Annotated in this window: 20 protein-coding genes; 8 read left to right on the top strand and 12 right to left on the bottom strand. The window is 69.9% G+C overall.

The window, feature by feature from the left end:
- Positions 1-59: 59 nt before the first annotated feature.
- Positions 60-1,184, bottom strand: a complete 1,125-nt coding sequence (locus BLS95_RS51265; RefSeq protein WP_090946925.1) for a TIGR03118 family protein — start codon at positions 1,182-1,184, stop codon at positions 60-62.
- 118 nt (positions 1,185-1,302) lie between these two features.
- Here BLS95_RS51265 and ppgK point away from each other — a divergent pair, with 118 nt between their 5' ends.
- Entirely contained in the window at positions 1,303-2,022 is a 720-nt protein-coding gene (gene ppgK / locus BLS95_RS51260) for a polyphosphate--glucose phosphotransferase (RefSeq protein ID WP_090946924.1), read from the top strand.
- A 133-nt stretch (positions 2,023-2,155) separates the two neighbouring features.
- Complete coding sequence (gene hrpA, locus BLS95_RS51255) at positions 2,156-6,025, top strand: ATP-dependent RNA helicase HrpA (protein WP_090946923.1); 3,870 nt, start codon at positions 2,156-2,158, stop codon at positions 6,023-6,025.
- Here hrpA and BLS95_RS51250 read toward each other — a convergent pair.
- From BLS95_RS51250 to BLS95_RS51240, 3 genes are all read right to left on the bottom strand, one after another.
- Positions 6,015-6,620 carry a Uma2 family endonuclease gene (locus BLS95_RS51250; protein WP_090946922.1) on the bottom strand — a complete coding sequence of 202 codons (606 nt, stop codon included), beginning with the start codon at positions 6,618-6,620 and terminating at the stop codon, positions 6,015-6,017. The two genes, hrpA and BLS95_RS51250, sit on opposite strands and share 11 nt — an antisense overlap.
- Positions 6,621-6,686: 66 nt before the next feature.
- Positions 6,687-7,283 carry a Uma2 family endonuclease gene (locus tag BLS95_RS51245; protein WP_176993868.1) on the bottom strand — a complete coding sequence of 199 codons (597 nt, stop codon included), beginning with the start codon at positions 7,281-7,283 and terminating at the stop codon, positions 6,687-6,689.
- A gap of 100 nt (positions 7,284-7,383) precedes the next feature.
- Entirely contained in the window at positions 7,384-9,384 is a 2,001-nt protein-coding gene (locus tag BLS95_RS51240; RefSeq protein WP_090946920.1) for a catalase, read from the bottom strand.
- Positions 9,385-9,470: 86 nt separating this feature from the next.
- On the opposite strand from BLS95_RS51240, the gene BLS95_RS51235 reads away from it, so the two are divergent.
- Positions 9,471-10,124 carry an HAD family hydrolase gene (locus BLS95_RS51235; protein ID WP_090946919.1) on the top strand — a complete coding sequence of 218 codons (654 nt, stop codon included), beginning with the start codon at positions 9,471-9,473 and terminating at the stop codon, positions 10,122-10,124.
- 5 nt (positions 10,125-10,129) lie between these two features.
- On the opposite strand, the gene BLS95_RS51230 is transcribed toward BLS95_RS51235, so the two are convergent.
- The 4 genes from BLS95_RS51230 to BLS95_RS51215 all read right to left on the bottom strand — a co-directional run bounded on the left by BLS95_RS51230 (position 10,130) and on the right by BLS95_RS51215 (position 13,287).
- Complete coding sequence (locus BLS95_RS51230; protein ID WP_176993867.1) at positions 10,130-10,444, bottom strand: DUF5709 domain-containing protein; 315 nt, start codon at positions 10,442-10,444, stop codon at positions 10,130-10,132.
- A 118-nt stretch (positions 10,445-10,562) separates the two neighbouring features.
- Complete coding sequence (locus BLS95_RS51225; protein ID WP_090946918.1) at positions 10,563-10,874, bottom strand: MerR family transcriptional regulator; 312 nt, start codon at positions 10,872-10,874, stop codon at positions 10,563-10,565.
- 100 nt (positions 10,875-10,974) lie between these two features.
- On the bottom strand, positions 10,975-11,406 hold the full coding sequence (locus BLS95_RS51220) for an Hsp20/alpha crystallin family protein (protein WP_090946917.1): 432 nt from the start codon (positions 11,404-11,406) through the stop codon (positions 10,975-10,977).
- Positions 11,407-11,553: 147 nt separating this feature from the next.
- The gene (locus BLS95_RS51215) at positions 11,554-13,287 is read right to left on the bottom strand and encodes an ABC transporter ATP-binding protein (RefSeq protein WP_245765785.1); all 1,734 of its coding nucleotides are present in this window, start codon (positions 13,285-13,287) and stop codon (positions 11,554-11,556) included.
- A 69-nt stretch (positions 13,288-13,356) separates the two neighbouring features.
- Between BLS95_RS51215 and BLS95_RS51210 the strand changes: the two genes are divergently transcribed.
- Positions 13,357-13,776, top strand: a complete 420-nt coding sequence (locus BLS95_RS51210; RefSeq protein ID WP_090946915.1) for a MarR family winged helix-turn-helix transcriptional regulator — start codon at positions 13,357-13,359, stop codon at positions 13,774-13,776.
- On the opposite strand, the gene BLS95_RS51205 is transcribed toward BLS95_RS51210, so the two are convergent.
- The gene (locus BLS95_RS51205; protein ID WP_176993866.1) at positions 13,736-14,836 is read right to left on the bottom strand and encodes an amidohydrolase family protein; all 1,101 of its coding nucleotides are present in this window, start codon (positions 14,834-14,836) and stop codon (positions 13,736-13,738) included. The genes BLS95_RS51210 and BLS95_RS51205 overlap by 41 nt on opposite strands.
- Positions 14,837-14,897: 61 nt before the next feature.
- The gene (locus BLS95_RS51200; protein ID WP_176993865.1) at positions 14,898-16,055 is read right to left on the bottom strand and encodes a PucR family transcriptional regulator; all 1,158 of its coding nucleotides are present in this window, start codon (positions 16,053-16,055) and stop codon (positions 14,898-14,900) included.
- Between the two features lie 106 nt (positions 16,056-16,161).
- On the opposite strand from BLS95_RS51200, the gene BLS95_RS51195 reads away from it, so the two are divergent.
- Together BLS95_RS51195 and BLS95_RS51190 are read left to right on the top strand one after the other, a co-directional pair.
- The gene (locus BLS95_RS51195; RefSeq protein ID WP_245765784.1) at positions 16,162-18,270 is read left to right on the top strand and encodes a M6 family metalloprotease domain-containing protein; all 2,109 of its coding nucleotides are present in this window, start codon (positions 16,162-16,164) and stop codon (positions 18,268-18,270) included.
- A gap of 70 nt (positions 18,271-18,340) precedes the next feature.
- Positions 18,341-20,863 (top strand): ATP-binding protein, encoded by a 2,523-nt coding sequence (locus BLS95_RS51190; protein WP_176993864.1) that lies wholly within the window; start codon positions 18,341-18,343, stop codon positions 20,861-20,863.
- Here the strand turns inward: BLS95_RS51190 and BLS95_RS51185 are convergent.
- Positions 20,860-21,732 carry a hypothetical protein gene (locus BLS95_RS51185; RefSeq protein WP_143044267.1) on the bottom strand — a complete coding sequence of 291 codons (873 nt, stop codon included), beginning with the start codon at positions 21,730-21,732 and terminating at the stop codon, positions 20,860-20,862. The two genes, BLS95_RS51190 and BLS95_RS51185, sit on opposite strands and share 4 nt — an antisense overlap.
- Before the next feature lie 64 nt (positions 21,733-21,796).
- On the opposite strand from BLS95_RS51185, the gene BLS95_RS51180 reads away from it, so the two are divergent.
- Positions 21,797-22,588, top strand: coding sequence for a tyrosine-protein phosphatase (locus BLS95_RS51180; protein ID WP_090946910.1), 792 nt, complete (start codon positions 21,797-21,799; stop codon positions 22,586-22,588).
- 33 nt (positions 22,589-22,621) lie between these two features.
- Here BLS95_RS51180 and BLS95_RS51175 read toward each other — a convergent pair whose 3' ends face one another.
- Complete coding sequence (locus BLS95_RS51175) at positions 22,622-23,662, bottom strand: Gfo/Idh/MocA family protein (RefSeq protein WP_090946909.1); 1,041 nt, start codon at positions 23,660-23,662, stop codon at positions 22,622-22,624.
- A 427-nt stretch (positions 23,663-24,089) separates the two neighbouring features.
- On the opposite strand from BLS95_RS51175, the gene BLS95_RS51170 reads away from it, so the two are divergent.
- Positions 24,090-24,527 (top strand): transposase domain-containing protein (locus BLS95_RS51170; protein ID WP_218136421.1); only part of this gene is annotated, 438 nt, incomplete at its 3' end.

Raw genomic sequence — 24,527 nt, 5'->3', positions numbered from 1 at the left:
CCCGTTGTGGGCGAGCTGCGCTTCTCGCTGGGCGGGGGCGACGGCGCGGGGAGCGCCGGTCAGTAGCCGCCGTAGGAGTCCTGCTGGGCGGGCGGCTGGGTGGCCGGGGCGCTGCTGTTCCTCGTCGAGGGCCTGGGCGTGCCCGACGAGGTCACCTTCGTGCCCTTGGGGGCGATCACGCCGACCAGGCCGTGCTTGGTGGCCTCGATGCCCGCGGAGAACCACAGGGAGTTCTCGCCGCCGGTGGCGGCCGTGCCGGGCTGCAGGTCCCACAGGCCGGGCAGCACGACCGGCTTGCCGTTGGACAGGGTCAGGGCACCGAGGTGCCGGCCGCCCTTGTAGGCGTGTACGGTGCCGTCGCCGAAGTTGCCGACCAGCAGCGCGCCCGCGTACTCCCGCCAGCCCTTCGGCGCGGCGGTCAGCCCCCAGGGGGCGTTGAGCCCGACCCTGGAGATGCGGCCGGTCAGGCGCCCGTTCCCGTCGAAGCGGCTGACGAAGCCCTTGCCGGCGCCGAACACGGGCTTGCCGGTGGTCTTGTCACGCAGGGCGTAGCTCACCCAGATGTTCCCGTTGGCGATCGCGACGTTGTACGCCTTGTACGTCGAGGGAACCGCCGGGTCCCTGAACTGCCAGCGCTGCAGCTGGATGCGCCGGAAGTCCGTGTTGAAGGCGTGAATGCGCCCGCTGGCGAAGTCCGTGGCCAGCAGGAAGTCTCCGTCGTCCGCCTGGACCAGTTCGAGTCCCTTGTAGTCGGCGCCGCGGGTGAAGGCCGCGATGACGGCGTTGGCCGGGTCGACCTCCGCGTTCCAGCCGCTGATGGCGCCGCTCGGACTGGAGAAGATGAACGTGGCGGGCTTGCCCTTCACGGTGAAGCCCTCGCCCGGGTTGAACACCTGGCCCGTCGGAGCTCCGCCGGGGATGGCGACCTCCGTCTTCTCCTTCTTGCCCGTGCCGGAGTAGACGGTGGCACTACCGGTGCCGGTGTTCGACACCCACAGAGTCTTGCCCATGGCCAGGCCCCACGGGTTGACGACCTTGGCGTCGGTCACCGGGGCCTTGCCCTTGAGGTCCGACACAAGGTTGATGACGTCGAAACGTGTCCTGGTGGTGGCGTGTGCGGGAGTGGTGAGAGTCGCTCCCAGAACGACCGCAACAGCGCAGAGTGTGATGATGCGTGGCCGCATCCGTTGCCTCCTAGTTAGCGCTTGTGTGGCGAGATACGCGGAGAGCGGTGAACGGGTTCAGCCGGTCCGGGAATATAGGTCCGGGAGTTTTTCGTGCCTCATGGGGGAGATGAGATTCATGAAGGTCTTGGGCATCGACATTGGCGGCTCGGGCATCAAGGGCGCACCCGTGGACACCGCGGTCGGCGAGCTGATGGCGGACCGCCTGCGCATTCCGACCCCGCAACCGTCGAAGCCGCACGAGGTGGCGGAGGTCGTTTCCTCGATCGTCCGGCATTTCACGTGGAACGGTCCCGTCGGGGTGACGTTCCCCGGGGTGGTGGTGGACGGGGTGATCCGGACTGCCGCCAACGTGCACCATTCGTGGATCGGCGTGGACGCCTCGCGGTTGTTCGGCGGGGCGGCGGTGCTGAACGACGCCGACGCGGCGGGCCTGGCCGAGATGGCCTTCGGCGAGGGACGGGGGCGGCGGGGGACCGTGCTGGTGCTGACCTTCGGGACGGGCATCGGCAGCGCGCTGTTCATCGACGGCGTGCTCGTGCCCAACACGGAGCTGGGACACCTGGAGGTGCGCGGGAAGGACGCCGAGCACCGAGCGGCGGCCCGGATCCGCGAGGAGCACGACCTGAGCTGGGACAAGTGGGCCGAGCGGGTGGAGGAGTACCTGCGGCACGTGGAGAAGTTGTTCTCGCCGTCGCTGATCGTGGTCGGTGGTGGCGTGAGCAAGAAGGCCGACCGGTTCCTGCCGCACGTCCACCTCGACACGCCCGTCGTGCCCGCCGCCCTGCAGAACGAGGCGGGCATCATCGGCGCCGCGCACGCCGCCGCCATGGACTGACCCCCGCCTGCGGCTCACCGTCCCGGTGCCGGGGTGCCGGGCGGCGGGATATTGGGATGCGCGTGGCCGACACGGTCGGGCAGCATGGTCCGTTGGCTCCGGGGCCGCGGAGCTCAAATATCCTAAAAGCAGTATGGGAACATCTTCCTTGTCCTCTCCGCTCACCGACCTCCAGTCCCGCCTGCCCGAGCTCATGCCGCGCGACCAGCGGCGGCTGCAGCGCAGGCTCGACGGCATGCGCCGGGTGCGCTCCCGCGACACCCGGGACAAGATCGTCGCGGAGATCCTCGCCGACGTGGAGCGTGCCGAGCAGCGGCTGCGACGCCGCCGCGAAGCCGTGCCCGCGGTGACCTATCCGGAAAACCTGCCGGTCTCGCAGCGCAAGGACGACATCCTCGCGGCCATCCGTGACCACCAGGTCGTGATCATCGCCGGTGAGACGGGCTCCGGCAAGACCACCCAGATCCCCAAGATCTGCCTGGAGCTGGGGCGCGGCGTACGCGGGCTGATCGGCCACACCCAGCCCCGCCGCATCGCCGCCCGCACCGTCGCCGAGCGCATAGCCGAGGAGCTCGGCACCGGCCTGGGCGAGGTGGTCGGCTACAAGGTCCGCTTCACCGACCAGGCGAGCGACCGCACCCTGGTCAAAGTGATGACCGACGGCATCCTGCTGGCCGAGCTGCAGCACGACCGCATGCTCGACCAGTACGACACGCTGATCATCGACGAGGCCCACGAGCGCAGCCTCAACATCGACTTCATCCTCGGCTACCTGAAACAGCTCCTGCCCCGGCGCCCCGACCTCAAGGTCGTCATCACCAGCGCCACGATCGACCCCGAGCGCTTCTCCCGCCACTTCGACGACGCCCCGATCATCGAGGTCTCCGGCCGTACCTACCCGGTCGAGGTGCGCTACCGCCCGCTGGACGAGGACGACGACCAGACGCAGGGCATCGTGGACGCCTGCCGCGAGCTGATCGGCGAGGGCCCGGGCGACATCCTGGTCTTCCTGTCGGGCGAGCGGGAGATCCGTGACGCCGCCGACGCGCTGGCCAAGGCAGAGTTCCGCAACACCGAGATCCTGCCGCTCTACGCCCGCCTGAGCGCCCCCGAGCAGCACCGCGTCTTCCAGCGCCACACCGGCCGCCGCATCGTGCTGGCCACCAACGTGGCCGAGACCTCGCTGACCGTTCCCGGCATCAAATACGTGGTGGACCCGGGCTTCGCCCGCATCTCCCGCTACAGCCACCGCACCAAGGTGCAGCGCCTGCCGATCGAGGCCATCTCGCAGGCCAGCGCCAACCAGCGTAAGGGCCGCTCGGGCCGCACCTCCGACGGCATCTGCATCCGGCTCTACGAGGAGGAGGACTTCCTCGGCCGGCCGGAGTTCACCGACCCCGAGATCCTGCGTACCAACCTGGCCTCCGTCATCCTCCAGATGACCTCGATCGGGCTGGGCGACATCGAGGCGTTCCCGTTCGTCGAGCCGCCGGACCGCCGCCAGGTCAAGGACGGCGTCAACCTGCTGCACGAGCTCGGCGCGTTCGACGGCCAGGGCACGCTCACCGGGGTCGGCCGCAGGCTGGCCGGGCTGCCCGTCGACCCGCGCCTGGGCCGCATGGTGCTGGAGGCGGAGAAGAACGGCTCCCTGCGCGAGGTCATGGTGATCGCCGCCGCCCTGTCCATCCAGGACCCGCGGGAGCGCCCCTCCGACAAGCAGCAGCAGGCCGACGAGAAGCACCGCCGCTTCGCCGACCCCGAGTCGGACTTCATGGCCTACCTCAACCTGTGGAACTACCTGCGCGACAAGCAGAAGGAGCTGTCGTCAAGCGCGTTCCGGCGGCTGTGCAAGGCCGAGTTCCTCAACTACCTGCGGGTCCGCGAGTGGCAGGACATCTACAGCCAGCTCCGCCAGTCGCTCGGGGTGCAGCCCAACAGCCACCCCGCGGATCCCTACCACGTGCACGTGTCGCTACTGGTGGGGCTGCTGTCGCACATCGGCGTCAAGGAGGTCATGGAAAAGCGCGGCGCCGACGGCCGCCGGCCGATCCAGGAATACTCCGGCGCCCGCAACGCCCGCTTCGCCATCTTCCCCGGCTCGGCGCTGGCCAAGAAGCAGCCGCAGTGGGTCATGTCGGCCGAGCTCGTCGAGACCTCCCGGCTGTGGGCCCGGGTCAACGCCAAGATCGAGCCCGACTGGGTCGAGCCGCTCGCCCAGCACCTGGTCAAACGTACCTACTCCGAGCCGCACTGGGAGAAGAACCAGGGCGCGGTGATCGCGCTGGAGAAGGTCACCCTCTACGGCGTGCCGCTGGTGACCGACCGCAAGGTCAACTACGGGCGCATCGACCCCGACCTGTCGCGGGAGCTGTTCATCAGGCACGCGCTGGTCGAGGGCGACTGGGACACCCACCACCGCTTCCTGAAGGACAACCGCAGGCTGCTCGACGAGGTCGAGGAGCTGGAAAACCGGGCCCGCCGCCGCGACATCCTGGTCGACGACGAGGCGCTCTACGACTTCTACGACCAGCGGGTGCCCGCCGACGTGGTCTCGGCCCGCCATTTCGACTCCTGGTGGAAGAAGGCCAGGCAGGAGCAGCCGGAGCTGCTCACGTTCTCGCCGGAGATGCTGGTCAACGAGGGCGCCGAGGTCAGCACCCGCGACTACCCCGACACGTGGAAGCAGCTCGGCCAGCGGATGCGGCTGACCTACCAGTTCGAGCCGGGGACCGACGCCGACGGCGTGACCGTGCACGTGCCGCTCCAGGTGCTCAACCAGGTCAACTCCGACGGCTTCGACTGGCAGATCCCGGGCCTGCGCGAGGAGCTGATCACCGCGTTGATCCGCTCGCTGCCGAAAAACCTGCGCCGCAACTTCGTGCCCGCCCCCAACTACGCCAAGCAGGTGCTGGCCGGCGTCAGGCAGGGCGGCGAGCCGCTGCTCGCGGCGGTCGAGCGCGAGCTGCTGCGGCTCACCGGCGTGCGCGTGCCGCGCGAGGCCTGGCAGCTCGACCAGGTGCCCGACCATCTGCGGATCACCTACCGGGTGATCGACGAGCGCAAGCGCACGATCGCCGAGGACAAGGACCTCGACGCGCTCAAGCGCCGCCTCGCGCCGCGCCTGCGCCAGACGCTGTCGCAGGCCGGCGACGACCTGGAGCAGAGCGGCCTGCACACGTGGAGCTTCGGCACGCTGCCCAAGGTGTTCGAGCAGGGCCGGATGAAGGGCTATCCGGCGCTGGTGGACGCCGGGGACTCGGTGTCGATCAAGATCTTCGAGACGGAGGCCGAGCAGCGCCGCTCCCACTGGCCCGGCGTACGCCGCCTGCTGCTCCTCAACGTCACCAACCCCGCCAAGTCCCTGCTCGGCGGCCTGTCCAACCAGGCCAAGCTGGCGCTGTCACGCAGCCCGCACGGCGGGGCGGTGGCGCTGTTCGACGACGTGGTCAACGCGGCCGTGGACAAGCTCATGCTGGACGTGGGCGGCCCCGCCTGGGACCCGGTCGCCTTCGACCGTCTCTATCAGCACGTGCGGGCCAACCTCCATGACACCGCGAAGGACGTGCTGGGGAGGGTGGAGCAGATCCTGAGCGTCTGGCACGACTGCGGCGCCCGCCTCGACACGCTGCGCGCGAGCGCATCGACGGACGACGTGCGCGACCAGCTCGGCAAGCTCGTGCACCCGGGTTTCGTGACGGCCACCGGCTATCGTCGCCTCTCCGACGTCCTCCGCTATATCCGGGCGATCGACCGCCGCCTCACCAAGCTCCCCGAGGAGCCGTGGCGCGACGAGGAGTGGATGAGCCGCGTGCACAAGGTCGAGGACGAATATCACGACCTGCTGGACAAGCTCCACCCGGCGCGGCGCGGGGACCCGGACGTGCGGGAGATCCGGTGGATGATCGAGGAACTGCGGGTGAGCTTCTTCGCCCAGACACTCGGCACCCCCACGCCGGTGTCGGAGAAGCGCATCGCCAAGGCGATGGAGAAGCTCACACCTTGAAGATGGAGGTGTCGAGCTCGAAGTCGACCGGGGGAGGCAGCTTGACCGGCGTGCCCATGTCCACCTTGACGATCGTCCGGTAGGTGTCGTCCTTGATGTCACTGAACACGGTGACGCCCGGCGTATTGCTGACGGGGTCGATCAACAGGTAGATCGGGACCTGCCCCAGCGCATAGAGGCGGACCTTGTCCTCGTTATCGATGCGGACGCTGCTCGGTGAGACCACTTCGGCAGCCAGGAGCACTCCTGGTGAGAGCAGCTCGTTACCCCAGCGGCCGCAGTCGCTTTTATACACCACGTAGTCCGGCACGAGAGAGTCTCGAGGCCCCTCGATGCAGATGTTCGGGCCGCCTGCTCCGCTGCACAACCCCAGCTCCCTCAACATCGGTTGGAGAGCTACGTGCAGCTTCAGGGGTAGCGAGTGGTGCTCAGGGCTCCCCGATGGACTCACAATCAGATTCCCTTCGATGACCTCGACCCGGAAACCGGGGAGGGGGGGTAGGACATCGAACAGCTCGCGAGCGGTGAGGGGTCTTTCGGAGTTGCTTACGCGAGTCGATTCCGTGCGGTGCTCTTCTTCCAGCATGGCGACCATGGAATCTTTCCCTTCGTATTCGAACGGACACGCTAAGTATTCCACCTCCCGTGGGCGGGCGCCACATCAATGGGCCGCCTTCCCAGCACGGCGAAGCTCGTTGAAGAGGGAGGTGTCGAGCTCCAGGTCGATCGGCTGCGGTAACCGGATCGGCTCGCCCATGAGGACGCGCGTCACGGACTGGTAGGCGCCGCCGCTGCCGCTGAACACGGTGACGCTCGGCGGGTCGTCCAGCGGGTCGATCAGGAGGTAGACCGGCACCCCGCCGCGGGCGTAGACATGCGGTTTCACCTCCCGGTCGTCGTGCGCGGTCTGGTCGGAGACCACCTCGGCCAGCAGGACGACGCCCGACGACAGCAACTCGGTCCCGCGCCACAGCGGGCAGTCGGCGGGGGACAGCACGAGGTCGGGCACCACCGGATCGCGCGTGCCCGCCATGCACACGGCAGCGCTGTTCGTGGCGACTTGCCAGCCTCGCGCGAAGCACGACTGGAACAGCGCCCCTGCCAGCGCCGCCACGCGGAAGGCGTGCTCGGGCGGGTCGTTGCGATGGGCGATGAGGCGGCCGTCAAGCACCTGGACGCGGAAGAGGTCCAGGTCGACGAGCGACTCCCAGAGATCTCTCGCCGTGCGCGGGGGGCGACGGCCCGCGGTGGTGGTCACTCGTGCTTCCTCTCCGTATTCGAACAAGCACGCTAAGTATTCCACCTTCCGCGAGCGGTCGCGACCTCGATCGGTTGCCCTCCGTACAGAGGGAAGGAGCTCAGGCTGGGACGGCGGCCACGTCGCGTTCGTGGAAGCGGTGGCCCGCCACCGCCGTGGCGAACTTCTCCGCGATGCCGTCCCCCATCACCACCCCGACGAAGTTGGGCAGGCGAGCGGCCTCGATGAGCTCCCGTCCCGTGCCCACCGCGCCGATGGCCTTGCCGTGCTTGAAGGCCTCCTTGACGAAGAACTGCGCCCGCCCCAGCGGCGCCAGCGCCTGGCCGTCGGCGGCCACCACCGCGTCGTAGAGGACCGAACTGGCCGCGCCGAGCTGCCGGTCCACCCGGATGCCGCCGACGGTGCCCTCGGCGGGGGCGATCACCTCACAGATGGCGCCGCGGCCCTCCAGCGTCTCGCGCAGGGCGGTCACCTCGGCGGCGTCCGTGCCGTCGGCCATGAGGATGGCGATCTTGCGGGTGGCGACGCTCTGCGGCTGGTCGGTCATGCTGAGCGCGGGCGAGGTCCCGGCGTGCACCTGTGCCATGGCCGGGGCGGGCAGGCCGAGGCCCTCGGCGACCTGCGTGGCCAGGTCCGGGTGGATCTGGCCGAGGTGCCGGACCACGCCCTCCTTGATGGGTTTGCGCTCCACATGCCCCAGCTCGAACAGGAACGCGGCCACGATGTGCTGCTTCTCCCAGTTGGACATGCTGTTCCAGAACAGGGTGGCCTGGCTGTAGTGGTCCTCGAAGCTGGGGCTGCGCATCCGGATCTTGTGGCCTTCCACCTTCTCCTGGTAGTGCCGGTAGCCGTCCATGGCCGCCGGGCAGCCGCCGCTGATGGAGTTCGGGGCGTAGCTGGTACGCGACTCGTGGATCAGGTGCTGGTGGAAGCCGTCGCGCTGGTCGTTGCGTACCTCGTTGATGGGGCGGTTGATGGGGATCTGCGGGAAATTGGGCCCCGCCAGGCGCAGCAGCTGGGTGTCGAGGTAGGAGAAGTTCCTGGCCTGCAGCAGCGGGTCGTTGGTGAAGTCGATGCCCGGCACGACGTTGGCGGTGTGGAAGGCCACCTGCTCGGTCTCGGCGAAGAAGTTCTGCGGGTTGCGGTTGAGCGTCATCCTGCCGATCGGCCGCAGCGGCACCAGCTCCTCGGGGATGATCTTCGTGGCGTCGAGCAGGTCGAAGTCGAAGTCGTGCTCCCGGGACTCGGGCACGAGCTGCACGCACAGCTCGTACTCGGGGTAGGCGCCGCGCTCGATCGCCTCCCACAGGTCGCGGCGGTTGTAGTCGGGGTCGTTGCCCTGGATGCGCAGCACCTCGTCCCACACCAGCGAGTACGTCCCCAGCACCGGCCGCCAGTGCCACTTGACGAACGTCCCCTGCCCCGAGGCGTTCACCAGCCGGAACGTGTGCACCCCGAACCCCTGCATCATCCGGTAGCTGCGCGGGATGGCCCGGTCGGACATCAGCCACATGATCATGTGCAGCGACTCGGGCTGGAGCTGTACGAAGTCCCAGAAGGTGTCGTGCGCCGACTGCGCCTGCGGGATCTCGTTGTGCGGCTCGGGCTTGACCGCGTGCACGAAGTCGGGGAACTTGATGCCGTCCTGGATGAAGAACACCGGGAAGTTGTTGCCGACCAGGTCGAAGTTGCCCTGTGTGGTGTAGAACTTGGTGGCGAACCCGCGCACGTCACGCACGGTGTCGGCGGAGCCGCGCGACCCGGCCACGGTGGAGAAGCGCACGAAGGTCGGGGTCGGCGTGGACGTGTCGTTCAGGAAGGCGGCCGAGGTCAGGTCGCCGAGGGGCTCGTAGAGCTGGAAGACCCCGTACGCGCCGGCGCCCCGGGCGTGCACCACCCGCTCGGGGATGCGCTCGTGGTCGAAGCGGGTGAGCTTCTCCCGGAAGTGGAAGTCCTCCATGATCGTGGGACCACGAGTGCCGGCCCGCAAGGAGTTGTCGGTGTCGTCGACCCGGATACCCTGGTCCGTGGTCATGTTGAGCTTGTCCGAGGGCACCCGGCTGCCGTCGAGCTGCCGGTCCTTCGCATCGCGGTCTGGCATGGAAAAATCCCCCTTGAAGTAATTTGTCGGGCCTCTCAGCTGCTGCCCAGACAAATAGGTCGAAACAGGTTCGAGTAGGGGGATCGATGGTCAAGGCCGTGGTGTTCGACGTCGGGGAGACGCTGATCAACGAGGAGCGCATCTGGTCCCGCTGGGCCGACCGGCTCGGGGTGGGCAGGTTCGTGCTGATGGGCGCGCTCGGCGGCATGGCGGCGCTGGACCGGCCGCACGGCGACGCCTTCGAGCTCGTACGCCCCGGCTTCGACCTGGCCGTGGAGGAGGCCGCCTGGGAACGCGACGACCCCGGCGGCCTGCGCAACCACTTCGACGCCGACGACCTCTACCCGGACGTGCGCGACGCCCTGGCGGCCCTGCGCGCCGCCGGACACGAGGTGATCATCGCCGGCAACCAGCCCAGGCGGGCCTACGACGCGCTGGTCGCGATGGACCTGCCGGTCGACTCCGTGCACACCTCCGAGGGGTGGGGCGTCGCCAAGCCGGAGGCCGGCTTCTTCGCCAAGGTCGCCGCGGTCGCCGGCCGGGAGCCCGGCGAGATCCTCTACGTCGGCGACCGGCTCGACAACGACGTGCTGCCCGCCGCCCGGGCGGGCATGCGCACCGCCCTGATCCGCCGCGGCCCCTGGGGCTACCTGCACGCCGAGCGCCCGCAGGCCGAGGCCGCCGACGCGATCGTCGACGACCTCCATGCCGTGCTGCCCGCTCTGCGGCGGCTTACCTGAGGTTCTCATTCGGGATCGATGCGTACGGCCCGCTCCTCCGCCGAGAGGTCGTTGCCGTCGTCGTCGCCCCAGTCCACGCCGATCTCCTCGTCGTCCAGGTCCGGCGCCAGCCCTTCGTCCGGCTGGGTCAGCCGGTGCTTGGGCCGGGGCTCGTGCAGCCGGTCCCTGGCCTCGCGGCGCAGCCGCTCGTCGAGCGTGTCCCTGTGCTGGGGGTCGTCGGCTTCGACCTCGTGATGAAGGCCGAGATCGTCGGTCCACTCCTCGACCTCGATCTCCTGCTCGTCACTCAGCCCGTGCCGGTCCGGAGGTTTTTCGGTCATACGCGCCCCCTACCCAGGGAGCGGACCGGAATCCTGTAACCTGACCTGCCTTTTAGGTATTTCGGATGATCTGCCCTGGCCGAGAGGCCGCTCGCCGGCGGGGCTCATCACCACAGGTTCATTCCAGGTCGCGGAGCCGCGCGTAGGCGTCCTTCAGCTTCTCGCGCAGCTCGGCGACCTCCTGCTCCAGTTCGAGAATGCGGCGGATGGCGATGAGCGTCATGCCTTCCTCCGTCATGCGCGTGACGTGCTGCACGATCAGGATGTCGTGCCGGGAGTAGCGCCGCTGGCCGCCGCTCGAACGGCTCGGGGTGATGACGGCGTACTGGTCGAGCCGTCGCAGGAAGGCCTGCTGGACCTGCAGCATCTCCGCCACCTGTCCCAGGGAGTAGAGCGGTGCGTGCTCGTCGTCGAAGGGCAGGTGGGACATCGGGGGCTCCTTGGTCGGTCGAGGGCGGCGCAGGGGGCGGCGGCGCCGCCCCACCGCACCGTACGTCAGGCGGGGACGGCACTCGTCCCCGCACCGTACGTCAGGCCTTGATGGCCTTGGTCTCGCCCCGCCGGATCTCCACCTTGCGCGGCTTGGCCCGCTCCAGCACCGGGATGCGGACGGCGAGCACGCCGTTGGCGTAGCTGGCGTCGATCTGGTCGGCGTCGAGGTGCTCGGACAGGTAGACGCGCCGGGTGAAGGTGCCCATGGAGCGCTCGCGGACGAACAGCCGCTCGTTGTCCTGGATCTCCTCCTCGCGGCGGGCGCTGACGGTGAGGACGCCGCGGTCGACCGTCACCTCGATGGAGGAGGGGTCGATGCCGGGGAGGTCGAAGCGCAGGAGCACGTCGTCGTCGCGGCGCAGCCCGTCCATCGGCATGACAGCGGAGCCGCTGTCGACGGTCTGGCGGGCCAGACGGTTGAACTGGCGCTCGAACTCCTGGAAGAACGGGTCGATCGAGGTCAACAGCATTTCCGGACTCCCTTGTTGGTCCATCGCCTGTAGCTAACTTGCAACTACAGTTATAGGTTAACTACAGCAGTGAGTCCAGGCAAATGAGGTAAGGCAGATGTAACTTTCAGGTAAGCCGGGCCCATGCGCGGGCCGTCCGATGGGGCGTCAGACCAGTTCGAGAGGCTGGTCCCGGCTGACCAGCGCCGCGTAGTGGCCCCGGCGGGCCATCAGCTCGTCATGGGTGCCCCGCTCGACCACCCGCCCCCCGTCGAGCACGACGATCTCGTCGGCGTCGCGGACCGTGGACAGGCGGTGCGCGATCGTGATCGTGGTACGCCCGCGCGCCAGCGCGTCGAGCGCCTCCTGCACGGCCCGCTCCGTCTGCGTGTCCAGGGCGCTGGTGGCCTCGTCCAGGATCAGCACCGGCGGGTCCCGTAGCAGGGTGCGGGCGATGGCCAGGCGCTGCTTCTCGCCGCCGGAGAACCGGTAGCCGCGCTCGCCCACCAGCGTGTCGTAACCGTCGGGCAGCGCCGCGATGTGGTCGTGGATGCGCGCCGCCGTCGCCGCCTCCACCAGCTCCTCGTCCGTGGCCGAGGGCTTGGCGAAGCGCAGGTTGTCGGCGATCGAGGCGTGGAACAGGTACGTCTCCTGCGAGACCACCCCGACCGCGTCGCTCAGCGACTCGAACGTCAGCTCCCGTACGTCCACCCCGTCGATCGTCACCCGCCCGCCCGTGACGTCGTAGAGCCGGGGCGGCAGGTAGCTGAGCGTGGTCTTGCCCGAGCCCGTCTCGCCCACCACCGCCAGGCTGGCCCCCGCCGGCACGGTGATGTCCACGTCGGTGAGCGTGGGGGTCTCGCCGTAGGAGAAGTCGACGTGCTCGAAGCGGACCTCCCCGCGTACGTCCGCCAGCTCCCGCGTGCCCGGGTGGATGTCCACCGGCAGGTCGAGATATTCGAAGATGCGCCCGAACAGCGCCAGCGAACTCTGCACCTCGACCCCCAGCCGCAGCAGCGACACCGCCGGCCTGAACAGCCCGACCTGCAACGTCGTGAACGCCACCAGGGTCCCGACCGAGATGGCCCCGGTATAGCCGACGGCCCAGTAGACCAGCGCGGGCATCGCCGCCATGACGATCTGGATCGAGGACTGCCGCCAGCGCCCGGCCATGCTCGTCCGCACGCCCAGCTCGGCCAGCTCGTCCGAGGCCCGGCCGAAGCGCTCGGTCAGCTCGGTGGAGCGGCCCATGGTGCGCCCCAGCAGGATGCCGCTGATCGACAGCGACTCCTGGACCATCGAGGCGATCTTGGCCAGCTTGCGCTGCCGCTCGGCCGTGATGCGCTTGCGCTCCTCGCCGACCTTGCGGCTGATCCACACGAACACCGGCAGCATCGCGAGGGAGATCAGCGTCAGCCGCCAGTCGAGCGCGGCCATGGCGACGACGGAGGCGATGACGGAGGTGAGGTTCGAGATCAGGGAGGTGGCGGTCGAGGTGACGACGGCCTGCATGCCGCCGATGTCATTGGCGATGCGCGACTGCACCTCACCGGTGCGCGTACGGGTGAAGAACGCCACCGACATGCGCTGCAGGTGGTTGTAGACCGTGACGCGCAGGTCGTGCATCACCCGCTGGCCCACGGTGGTGGAGATCAGTGTCTGCAGCACGTCGAACACGCTGGTCGTGACCGCCACCGCGATCATGCCGAGGGAGAGCAGCGCGAGCAGCGTGGCGTCCCTGGCCGGGATGGCCACGTCCAGCACCTCGCGCAGCAGGAACGGCGAGGCCAGCGACACCAGCGATGAGAGCAGGATGAGTGAGCCCACCAGGGCCAGGCGGCCGCGGTAGGCACGGAACAGTTTGACGATGCGCCCGAGCGGCGCGCGTGGTTCCTCCTCCAAGTGGGCGGCTCCTTTCAGGCGTCCCATAACAGAGGTTAACTCATATTTGCTCAGGCTAAACTTTCGGGCATGGCAGACAAGGAGCTCGCCGAGCTCTTGCACCTGGTCGGCAGGCGGCTGCGGCACGGTTACGTGGCCCGGCTGGTCCCGCTCGGGCTCAATCCCGGTCAGGCGCGGGCGCTGCGGGTGCTCGCCGACGCCGAGGGGCCGCTGCGCATGGTGCGCCTCGCCGACGAGTTGCGGATCGTGCCGCGCTCGCTCACGCCCGTCGTGGACGCGCTGGAGGCGGCCGGGCTGGCGCGCAGGGAGGTGGATCCGGCCAACCGCCGCTCCACGCTGGTCGTGATCACGCCGCGGGGGCGCGAGCTCTCCGGCCGTGCGCGGGACGCGCGCCGGCAGGCGGGCGAGGAGTTGTTCGCGGTCCTCGCCGAGGCCGAGCGCGAGCAGCTCAGAGGGCTGCTGGCCCAAGTGGACGCCCAGTTCCGGTGATCATGCCCGCGGCTTCCGCGAGTGCGCCCCCGGCTCCGGCGCCGTCGGTTCCGATGATCGTGCCGCCCACCACCGTGCCCAGGCAGGGCGGCCCGGCCAGCAGGGCCCCGTACGGGTAGCGGCCGCGGGCGTCGAAGACGGCGAAGTCGGCGCGGGCGCCGGGAGCCAGCGACCCGATCCGGCCCTGCCCCCGGTCCATGCCCAGTGCCCGGGCGCCGCCCAGCGTGGCGGCCTCCACCAGCCTGCGGTCCAGCCCCCGGGGCCGCAGCCCGAGCGCGCGGGCGCCGCGCCGGATCGCCCCTGCCACCCCCAGCGGGCTGCCCTTCCCGGTCGCGCCGGTGCCGAGGGCCAGCAGGTTGCCCTCGTCGAGCAGGGCCGGCACCTCGGAGGCGGGGAACCCCTCGGGCGGGCAGAGCGCCACCACGGTGTCGCGCAGCCTGAGCAGCTTGCGCTCGCCCGGATCCAGCGGCCGGGCGCACGCCACATGGCAGAGCGGCCCGAGCACCCCGGCCTCGTCCAGCGTCGCGGGGGAGAGCCGGTCCAGATCGACCAGCAGCCGCAGCCCGAACGTCCTGGCCAGCACCGCCACGTCCTCCAGCACCTGCGGGTCCCGGGTGTGCGCCGCGATCCCCACCGCGAACGGCCGGTCGACCTCGCGGATCGCCGTGATCACCGCGTCCCGCCCGGTCTCCTCCCACTCCTCCTCGCTCGCGCTGGTCACCTCGACGTACGCGATGCGGTGCCGCCCGCCCTGATCGGCCAGGCCCGAGATCACCCCGGCCCGCGAGGTCACCCCGGGAGCGGCGGGCGCGGCGCCGGAACGCGCGTCGACCAGCCCCGCCACGATCATCCCCGGCCACCGCACCTCGTGCGCGGCGGGGTACGAGGAGAGCGCCTGAGCCCGGCCGCCGACCTTGAGCACCCGGTCGTCCCTGGTCACCACGGCGCCGTCGCGCACCGGATCCGCGCAGACGGGCAACACGAGCGGCGCGGAATGGATCACGACGGGCGCGGACACCCGCCTGCCCAGAGCAGAGCCGGCTCGCTTCCCAGGCGGCATAGGAACTCCCGTCGGATCTACCCTTTCCGGCATTAAACGTGAGCGGGGATAGCTAACGCAATCAGGACGAAGTATGTGAATCTCTCGGTAAGTAGCGCCCTGAGAGTCGGGCCAGCTTGAGGCTGAGATGCAGCGCCAGCCGTTCCCCGCCGTCTTTCAGATCGGTACGCGCGAGCTCCTCCACCCGCTGCAACCGGTAGTACAGCGACGTACGGTGCAACCGCAGCGCCCGCGACGTGGCGACCGCGCTGCCCGCCAGGTCCAGATAGGTCTCCAGCGTCTCCAGCAGCGGCAGGTACTGGGCGTCGTCCAGCAGCCCTTCGAGCCCCGGATGCAGCTCCTGTTCGGGTAACTGGGTGAGCATCCGGTAGACGCCCAGCCGCGCCCACTCGGAGGTCCGCCCGAGCCCCGGCACCCGCGCGGTCACCTCCGCCGCGTGCCGGGCCTCCCGGTAGGAGTCGGCCGCCTGGGCCAGCTCCGGCCGCGTGCGCCCGATCCCGACCACCACCGGCACCGGCATGGCCGCGTGCACCTCGTCGGCCGAGACCGGCGGCCCGGCGGTGAGCAGCACGGCGTGGTCGTAGCGGACCAGGTGCAGCGGGTGGTGCCCGCTCAGCCGCCGCCGTACCGCGAGCAGGCCCTGCTCCAGGGCCAGCCTGAGCGCGTCGTCCGGCTGGGCGGTACGGGGCCTGGCCACCTGTACGGTGACCGGCTGCGCCTGCGGGTACGCGCCCGCCTCGATGAGCTGCCTGGCCGCGTCCCGCTCACCGAGCAGCAGCCCGTTGACCGCCTCCAGCTCCCGATGCGAGGCGAGCCCGACGGCCAGGCTCTCGTGGAACAGGGCCAGGGCCAGGGCGGGCATGGCGGCCGACGCCTCGGCGATCTCCTGGTCGGACATGGCCGGCTCCGCGTCGATGAACCACAGGAAGCCGAGCAGCCCGTCGGCGTGCCGTACCGGGAGGCAGACGCGGGGCAGCAGGCCCAGGTGCGGCGCGCCCGGGGTGCGTAACGGGCCGGGGGAGTCGTGCACCCCCGCCGCGCGTATCCACTGGCGTACCTCGGGCGTGGTCTGCCGGCGCAGGATCGAGTCCCGGCGGATGTCGTCCATGGCGCCGTGCTGCTCGCTGTAGGCCACGACCCGCTGCACGCGGTCCTCAAGCAGGAGGGGACGGCCGAGACGGGCGGCGAGCTCGTCAACGATCCGCTGGAGATCCGCCACAAACACACCTTTACGTGGATATTTCATCAATTGTCGGAAGGGCTGGTATCCCTCTTCCCTACAACTGATCGGTGATCTCCGTCAACAAGGTCTATACCGTCAATCCGTGATAGCCCCGAAGAAGCTGCTCAAGGGTTTGCTGGCGGCCATCGTGCTGATCCCGGTGAGCCTGATGGCGACCCCTGCTTCCGCAGCACCCCCCGATGATCCCGAGTACCCGTGGCGGCAGAACCACTGGCCGCAGACGCAGCCCTGGCAGCTCGACGCACCCGCCGACGCCCAGACCCTGCGCAGCCGCCCGCCGGGCGGCATCAAGCCCATCGACCCGCAGAACTGGGAGAATCCCGACCACATGACGTGGGCGGACTACAAGCGCCCACCCGGCACCAAGTGGAACGACCCTTCGGTGAAGGGGTCGAGCCGCACCTTCAAGGGCGCGCTCGTGCTGGTGGACTACCCGAACCAGCCGTTCGTGGTCACCCAGCCCAAGGGTTCGACGGTCTTCGGCAACCCGAGCGCCGAGGCCCACGACGTCCCGCGTGACCAGGTCGCGAAGTTCTACCAGGACTTCCTCAACACCCCGAACGACCTCAACCGGGGTCACACCATCCACGAGTACTGGATGGAGGACTCGGGCGGCAGGTACGGCGTGGAGCTGACCGGTTTCGGTCCCTACACGTTGTCCGGCAAGGACCACGAGTACGCCATGGAGTTCCAGAGCGGCACCGGCTGCCCGGCCGGCGACTCGTGCAACAAGAACCTGCGTACCGACGGCAACGCCGCCTGGATCGCCGACGTCGGCCAGGAGGTGGCCGACCAGTTCGACTTCGTCTTCTACCTGACCGCGGGCCAGGACGAGTCGGCGACCTGGCAGGAGTTCGGCATGATGAAGTTCCCCACCAAGGAGGACGTGCCGGACGAGTGGGGCCCGGAGAGCGACGCCGCGCTGCCCAACTGGGTGGACACCCGCTACGTCGACTGGACCTCGTGGCAGGCCGGCTCCACCTTCTGGCCCAACGCCCGCTTCGGCGTCGACTCGGTCCAGGCCGAGAGCTCGGGCATGGCCACCTACGCCCACGAGCTGAGCCACATCATGGGCATCGCCGACAACTACAACAACCCTTACGGGATACCCCCGCGCCGGGCGTACACCGGCATCTGGGAGATGCTCAGCCGCGGCAGCTTCAACGGGCCAGGCGGCCCGCACTCGCGCTGGCTCATCCCGCCCACCGCGGGCGCGTCCATGGGCGCGCAGCACATGCTGCGCAACAAGATCAAACTGGAGATGGTCGACGAGCAGAACGTCCTGCGCCTGTCCCGTGAGGCGCTCGACGAGTCCGGCCTGGTCACCGCCAGGGTCAAGGCCCGCGCGGTGCAACCGGGCGCTAACGAGCTCTCCGGCGTCAACATCTCCTTCGACACCGGCGACAAGAGCCCCGCCTGCAACCCGAACCAGCAGCCGCTCTGCGACGGTGGCGGTTACGAGAACTACACGGTCGAGGTCGTGGACCGGGTAGGGGCCGACTCCTTCACCCCCGACTCCGGCGTCCTGCTGGCCAAGACCAAGAACCAGGACCGGGCCCCGTTCGAGTGGGTGATCGACGCCAACCCGCAGGACATCAACATGACCGACTACGTCATGCCTGACGGGACCGAGGTGCCGATCACGATCGGCGACTACCGGCAGCTCTCCGACGCTCTCTTCCACGCCGGCACCGACTCCGGCAGCGAGTACGAGTTCACGGACGAGGCCAACCGCCTGCACTTCTATGTCACCGACCTCGAGCGGGACCGCGACGGGACCCTGTCCTACACCGTCGCCATCCGCTCGCTCGACGGCTCGGGCCCGCAGAAGCGCGGCGTCAAGGTGCTGCCCGGGGCCGGCGTCCCCTCCGGCAAGAACCTGTCCACCTGCAAGTTCCCGCTGTTCAACACCGGTAAGGCGGCCCCGGCGCAGGGTCAGCACCCCGAGGACGTCAGCGCCTACCTCAACTCCGACGTCTACCGCCTCAAGGCCGAGGTGCAGGGCAAGGGCTGGACCGCCCAGCTGCCGAACGCCCTGGCCTCCGTCGCGTTCGGCAAGCAGGAGGTCGTCACCGTGAACGCGGTGCGCGCCTCCGGCGGTGACAGGCTGGCCAGGGTCAAGCTCACCGCCACGTCGGAGAGTGACCCGGGCAAGACGATGACCGCCACCTGTCATGTGATCGGTCTTTAGACAAACGATGGGGTACGGCTGGCGCAAGCCGTGCCCCATCGGCTTGAATCACCCCCGAAAGGGGTGTTCGTTGCCAGGGGATCTACCGGACAAACGGCGAAAAATACGTAGAAAGCTGACGTGGGCCGCGCCCTTCTCCGCGGGCCTGGCGGCCGCGGCCGCGAGCGTGCTGACGGCCTCCATGGAGTGGGAGATCCCTCCGGCGGCCAAGGTCGGCGTGACCTTCGGAGCGGCCGTCCTGGTCGGACTGACCACCTGGGCCACCACCGACTCGCGCGCCAGACGCCCGGCGCTGACCGCCTCCGGCTCGCTCGCGCCCGCCCAGTGGCCGCCCGTCCCCGAGCACTTCACCGGCCGCGCCGAATCCCTCGCCGACCTGCGTGCCGTCTTCTCCGAGCGCCGCGGCGCCTCCGACCTCTCACCGCCGCTCGTCGTCTCCGTGTACGGCCGCGGCGGCGTCGGTAAGTCGGCGCTGATGACCAGGTTCGGGCAGGAGGTCGCCGCGTGGTATCCCGACGGCAGGCTCTACGCCGACCTGCGCGGCGGCGTCGATGCCCCGGTGAGCCCCGACGAGGTGCTGATGGGGTTCCTGCGGGCGCTGGACGTGCGCCTGACCACCGACCCCGGCGGCTTGGACGAGTTACGCAAGCTCTGGCTGACCTGGACCAAGGGCCGCAAGATCCTCATCGGCCTGGACAACGCCCATGACGCCGCCCAGGTCAAACCGCTGATCCCGGCCGAGCCGGGCTGCGCCGTCCTGGTCACCTCGCGGGCGCCGCTGTTCCTGGACGGCACCCACGACACGCGGCTGGGCGTGTTCAGCGAGGCGCACGGCGTCGAGCTGCTGGCCAGGCTGGCCGGCGGGGCCAGGATCGTCGAGGACCTCGAATCGGCCAAGGAAGTCGTGCGGCTGTGCGACTACCTGCCACTGGCGATCAACATCTGCGGCGGCCGGCTCGCCACCCGCGAGCAGTGGACCATGCGCGAGATGGCCGGCCGGCTGAACGACACGCGCCGCCGTCTCGACCAGCTGGAGGTGGCGCCCACGGTCGACAAGAGCGTGCGCGCCTCCGTACAGCTCAGCTACGACGACTGCACCGGCATGCAGCGCCGCCTGTTGCGCCTGCTCAGCTCGCTCACCGCGCCCGACGTGCCCGGCTGGGTGGCCGGCGAGCTGCTCGACATCTCCGGTCTCGACGGTTCAGACCAGCTCGAAGCCCTTATCGACGCCCAGCTCGCCGAGTGCTCGGGCACCGACCAGACCGGTACGATGCGCTACCGGCTGCACGACCTGGTCAGGGTCTTCGCCGCGGAGCTGGCCGAGCAGGACGAGGCCGAGCGCCGCCGCGCCGCCGTCGAGCGGGTCCTGTACGGCTACCGCCGCCGCGCCGAGGAGGCGGCGCAGAACCGCTGGCCGCAGGACTGGAGCCGGGGCGGGCGCCAGTCCAGTGCCGACGGGCAGGTCAGGGCCGGTGACTGGCTCAACGCCGAGCGGCTCTCGCTGATCGCCATGATCCACCAGGCCGAGCAGCTCCGGCTCTGGGAGCTGACGTGGGGGCTGGCCAGGGCGTTCTGCTCGCTCTGCCACTCGCTGCGGGCGTACTGGGCCGACTGGGTGGCCGTGGCCGAGCTCGGCCGCGCGGCGGCGGAGCGTACCGGCGACCGGCGCGCGCTGGCCATCGCGCTGCTCGACAGCGCCTCCGTGCACGGCGGCCTGGGGCTGCGGGAGCGGGCGCTGGAGGAGGCCGAACGCGCGCTGGAGATCTTCACCGAGCTGGGCGAGTCGTGGTGGGCGGCCCGCTGCATGCGCACGATCGGCATGACGCTGTTCAGCGACGGCCACCTCGACCGGGCACAGGACTACCTCATCGGGGCCATCACCGCGTTCAAGGGCGAGGAGGACCTGTGGTGGATGGCCCGCACCCAGCGCAACCTGGCCGAGATGCGGATGGCCGAGCGCCGGCCCGAGGAGGCCAGGGACCTGCTGGAGGACGCCTTGGAGATCTTCAAGCGGGACGGCAACCGCTACTCCGAGGCCCAGACCCTGCGCGTGTACGGGGAGGTGCTGGCGGCGCAGGCACGCGGCGAGCTCCGGGCGGGCGACCACCGGGGCGCCGCCAACCTGTTCACCCGGGCCGGGTTCAGCCTCGACCGGGCCTCGGAGATGTTCAAGCAGCGCGGCGAGCTGTGGGAGGAGGCCCGCTGCCTGCGGGCCGCGGGAGAGGTCGGCGACCCGGAGAACGGGCTGCGCGAGCTGGACTACGTGCGGCGGGCCGACGACATCCTGGTCGCGCTGGGTGATTCGTGGGGAGTGGCCCGCAACGCCGTGTCGGCCGGCCGGGCGCTGGCCAGGTTGGGCCGGACCGAGGAGTCGGCGGCGGAGCTGCGCCGGGCGGTCGAGGGGTTCGAGGAGCTGGAGGACCGCTGGTGGATGGCCAGGAGCCTGCGCTATCTCGGCGAGGCCCACCTGGACGCGGGCGCGCGCACGGCCGCCGTGGAGCCGCTGGAGCAGGCCAGGGAGATCTACCGCAGCCTGGGCAACGAGGCAGGCATGCGCAGGACCCTGGAGCTCCTCCAGCGGGCCGGACACTAGGTCAGCGGCGTCCTGATCAGCTCTCCCGCCGCCAGCCTGGCCTCCAGGATGCTCTCCTCGAACAGCTTGCGCACGTGCGCCGCCTGGTCGGCCAGCTCCCTGATGCGCTCCTGGGCCAGCTCGTCCCGCACGGTGTCGGCGATGAGCTGCTGGTATTCCGGGGTCTTGGCGGCCAGCGCCTCCAGCCTGCGGTGCGTCTGGTAGACCTTGTCGGCCTTGAGCACCTGCTTGGCGTACGACTCCAGGTGGCGCACCCGCCGCGACAGGGACGTCCAGGCGGCGTCCAGCGCCTTGGTGTACGGCTTGAACGCGTTCTCCATGCCGGGCGGCAGCTCACGCGGGATGATCCGGCCCTGCTCGGCGTGCATGGAGGACAGCCGCCGCAGCCGCTGGCCGATCTGCCAGACCTCCTCCGGCAGCGTCACCTGGTTGTCGATGGTGTCGATCAGCCCGTCCCGGTGGACCCGGGAGTTGAGGATCGTCTCGACGGCGTTCTGAGCCCGGCGCAGGAGCATCTGGCAGGGGTAGTCCAGGTCCTCGGGCAGGATATAGCGGGCCGCGTGCTCCCGGGCCAGGCGCAGTCTTCGTCTCGTCGAGCGATATGTGCTGTCCGTCGCTATCCATCGCATCAACACGATCAGACCGAACCCCAGGCTCACGGCGAACAGGCCCGTGAAGCCGGCCATCACGGAGACCAGCATCAGGAAACCGGGCAGCGCGAACAGCAGGGTGGGATTGTGGGTGGTGTCCACCCGAGCGCCTGACCGAGCCATCCGGAGGATGTGCGGGCTCGACCGCAACTCGAGGGCGACCTCCGGGGGCAGCGATGGATCGATCACCAGCCGGGGAGGCAGAGCTCGTGGATCCATACGTTCATGCTGCGTTATGAACCTCGGATCCGCTCATCTTTGGCGGACATATAGGGTCGAGATAATGGACGAGCTGACGAGGTGGATCGATCTGGAAGGCGCGGTCAACGCGCGTGACCTGGGAGGACTCCCCACCAGCGACGGGGGACGCACCCGGCGCGGAAGGATCTTCCGTGCCGACAATCTGCAGGGGCTCACCTCTGCCGATGTGTCCCTGCTGGTGGCCGACCTGGGATTGCGGCACGTGGTGGACCTGCGCTCCAACGCGGAAGTGGCGCTGGAGGGGCCGGGGCCGCTCACCCGGGTGCCCGAGGTGCGGCATCACCATCTGACGTTGTTCGCCGAGGGCGGACGCTACACCGACGTCGAGGCCGACAGCATCGACGCCGACCGGGTGCTGCCCTGGGCCGAGCGTGTGCTGGACGAGGAACTGCGGGTGACCGGCATCTACTTCGGCTACCTGCGCGACCGGCCGGACTCCGTGGTGTCGGCGCTGCGCGCGATGGCGTCGGCCGACGGGGCGGCGCTGGTGCACTGCGCGGCGGGCAAGGACCGCACGGGGGTGCTGTCGGCGCTGGCGCTGGAGGTGGCGGGCGCGACCCGGGAGGCGATCGTCGAGGACTACACGGCCACGGGGCAGCGGCTGGAGCTGATCCTCAAGCGGTTGCGGGCGAGCGACACCTACCGGGTGGACCTCGACTCGCGGCCCACGGACGACCACATGCCGCGCGCCGGTTACATCGAGCAGTTCCTGAGCGTGCTCGACGACCGCTTCGGCGGCCCGATGGGCTGGCTGGCCCGGCACGGCTGGACAGACGCCGACACGACCGCCCTGCGCACCCGCCTACGCGACTGACAGTGATGCGGCGGGTGTGGCCTCCCGCCCCTGTCACCCGAGGTGGACGACGACGCGCTGGGTGGCCGACAATCGGGCCGCCTCGATGACGGCCAGCACGTCCACCACGCTCCCGGGGTCCACGGGCGGTGGCCCGCCGTCGCGCAGCGCCGCCGCCACGCCCCGGTAGAAGTCCAGGTACGCCCCCGGCTCGGTCACCACGGCGTGCTGTTCGTCCGGCGTGCCGAGCACCCCCCAGCGCGCCTCCGGCTCGTCGCCGAACCCCGGCGCGTCCGGTGCCATCCCGGCCCGCAACCGCTCCTCCTGCACGTCCATCCCGTGCTTCAGGTACGCCCCCGCCGACCCCAGCACCCGGAACCGCGGCCCGGGAGCGGCGGCCATCGAGCTCATCCACAGCTGCGACCGGGCGCCACCGGCATGGGTCAGCGCGACGAACGTGTCGTCGTCGGAGACCACCCCCGGTCGCCTGACGTCGCTCTCGCAGTAGACCTCGCGCACCGGCCCGAGCAGTCGCAGGGCCTGGTCGATGAGGTGGCTGCCCAGGTCGTAGAGCAGCCCGCCGATCTCCGCCGCGCCCCCGGTCTCCCGCCAGCCGCCCTTGGGCACCGGCCGCCAGCGTTCGAACCGCGACTCGAAGCGCAGCACCTCACCCAGCCGCCCCTCCGCCACCAGCCGCCGCAGGGTGCGGAAGTCCCCGTCCCAGCGGCGGTTCTGGTAGACGGTCAGCATGAGCCCGCGCTTCTCCGCCAGCCGCACCAGCTCCCGGGCCTCCTCGGCGGTCGGCGCCAGGGGTTTGTCCACGACGACGGGTTTGCCGTGGTTGAGGGCCGCGGCCGCGATGCTCACATGCGTCCGGTTGGGCGAGGCGACCACCACGAGATCGCACAGGTCCCACAACTCCGGCACCTCGGACACGGCCACGGCGCCGTAGGTCGCGGCCACCTCGTCCCGCCGCACCGGGTCCCTGGTCACGACCGCGGCCAGCGTCAAGCCCGGCGTGGCCCGGATGAGGGGAGCGTGAAAGTACGCCCCAGCGGTCCCATAACCAACCAGCCCCACCCGAATCTCCGCCACCGCCCCAGGCTATCCCGCTCCCCACGGGTCGATCATGTGGCGGTGGTCGTGGTGCCCGATGGCCGTGGAGCAATCGGGTGCCACCGGCCGCGCGCGAACGTCCACAGGTCACCGGGGACCACCCGGACGGCCCACGAGGCGCACGTAACGGCGCCCCGCCCCGCGCCGGTCAGCGGCCGTTCTCCTGGAGGCCCTCAGCCACGTGCGGCGGGTGGCGGCCGGCTTCAATGCCAGGAACTTAAGGGCATCTTGGGTCTGCAACGGATCAGGTGATCACGATATGGAGCCGGTCGATGGCGATGGTGTGAGATGTGGCGAGGCTCCTGCTAGGACTGACGATTGCTGAAGATCGTTGGCCTGGCAAGGAGCCTCGTTGCCCGCTGATGCTGCCATATCGCTACTGAGAAGATCCAGTCACAGCAAGATCTTGGATCACGTCGGGCTGGGCGTACTGACTCGGTTCCTGCCGCCCGACCTGGTCGATGAAGTACTCGCCGGCTGGCGGCCCACGCATGGCAAGAAGGCGCGGACACGGGCGCTGCCAGCCCGGTTCGGGGTGTACTTCGTGCTGGCGTTATGCCTGTTTTCGCACCTGAACTCGATCGATGTGGCCGGGCAGATGGTGGCCGGACTGGCCGACCGGCTACGGACGGCAGGCTGGCGCATCCCCTCCTCCACCGCCTTGTCAAAGCTACGTGCGCGGTTGGGCAGCGTGGTGTTCGCGCAGCTGCTGCAGCGGGTGGCCTCGCCCCTGACAGCGGGCCGCGCCCCTTGGTCCCACCTGGGCGAGTTGCTGCTGGTGGCCTGGGACGGCACGAGCATCGCCACCCCGGCCGGCCCAGCCAACCGAGCCGCCTTCAACCCG

Origin of the sequence: Nonomuraea jiangxiensis (genome assembly GCF_900099965.1) — a bacterium.
Taxonomy (GTDB): domain Bacteria; phylum Actinomycetota; class Actinomycetes; order Streptosporangiales; family Streptosporangiaceae; genus Nonomuraea; species Nonomuraea jiangxiensis.
The sequence above is the reverse complement of the archived record's forward strand: the minus strand, read 5'-3'. Positions and strand labels throughout refer to the sequence as shown.

Coding starts and splice junctions, on each gene's coding strand:
- BLS95_RS51265 (WP_090946925.1), bottom strand. CDS start 1,184: ATGCGGCCACGCATCATCACACTCTGCGCTGTTGCGGTCGTTCTGGGA.
- ppgK (WP_090946924.1), top strand. CDS start 1,303: ATGAAGGTCTTGGGCATCGACATTGGCGGCTCGGGCATCAAGGGCGCA.
- hrpA (WP_090946923.1), top strand. CDS start 2,156: ATGGGAACATCTTCCTTGTCCTCTCCGCTCACCGACCTCCAGTCCCGC.
- BLS95_RS51250 (WP_090946922.1), bottom strand. CDS start 6,620: ATGGTCGCCATGCTGGAAGAAGAGCACCGCACGGAATCGACTCGCGTA.
- BLS95_RS51240 (WP_090946920.1), bottom strand. CDS start 9,384: ATGCCAGACCGCGATGCGAAGGACCGGCAGCTCGACGGCAGCCGGGTG.
- BLS95_RS51235 (WP_090946919.1), top strand. CDS start 9,471: ATGGTCAAGGCCGTGGTGTTCGACGTCGGGGAGACGCTGATCAACGAG.
- BLS95_RS51230 (WP_176993867.1), bottom strand. CDS start 10,444: ATGACCGAAAAACCTCCGGACCGGCACGGGCTGAGTGACGAGCAGGAG.
- BLS95_RS51225 (WP_090946918.1), bottom strand. CDS start 10,874: ATGTCCCACCTGCCCTTCGACGACGAGCACGCACCGCTCTACTCCCTG.
- BLS95_RS51220 (WP_090946917.1), bottom strand. CDS start 11,406: ATGCTGTTGACCTCGATCGACCCGTTCTTCCAGGAGTTCGAGCGCCAG.
- BLS95_RS51210 (WP_090946915.1), top strand. CDS start 13,357: ATGGCAGACAAGGAGCTCGCCGAGCTCTTGCACCTGGTCGGCAGGCGG.
- BLS95_RS51205 (WP_176993866.1), bottom strand. CDS start 14,836: ATGCCGCCTGGGAAGCGAGCCGGCTCTGCTCTGGGCAGGCGGGTGTCC.
- BLS95_RS51185 (WP_143044267.1), bottom strand. CDS start 21,732: ATGGATCCACGAGCTCTGCCTCCCCGGCTGGTGATCGATCCATCGCTG.
- BLS95_RS51180 (WP_090946910.1), top strand. CDS start 21,797: ATGGACGAGCTGACGAGGTGGATCGATCTGGAAGGCGCGGTCAACGCG.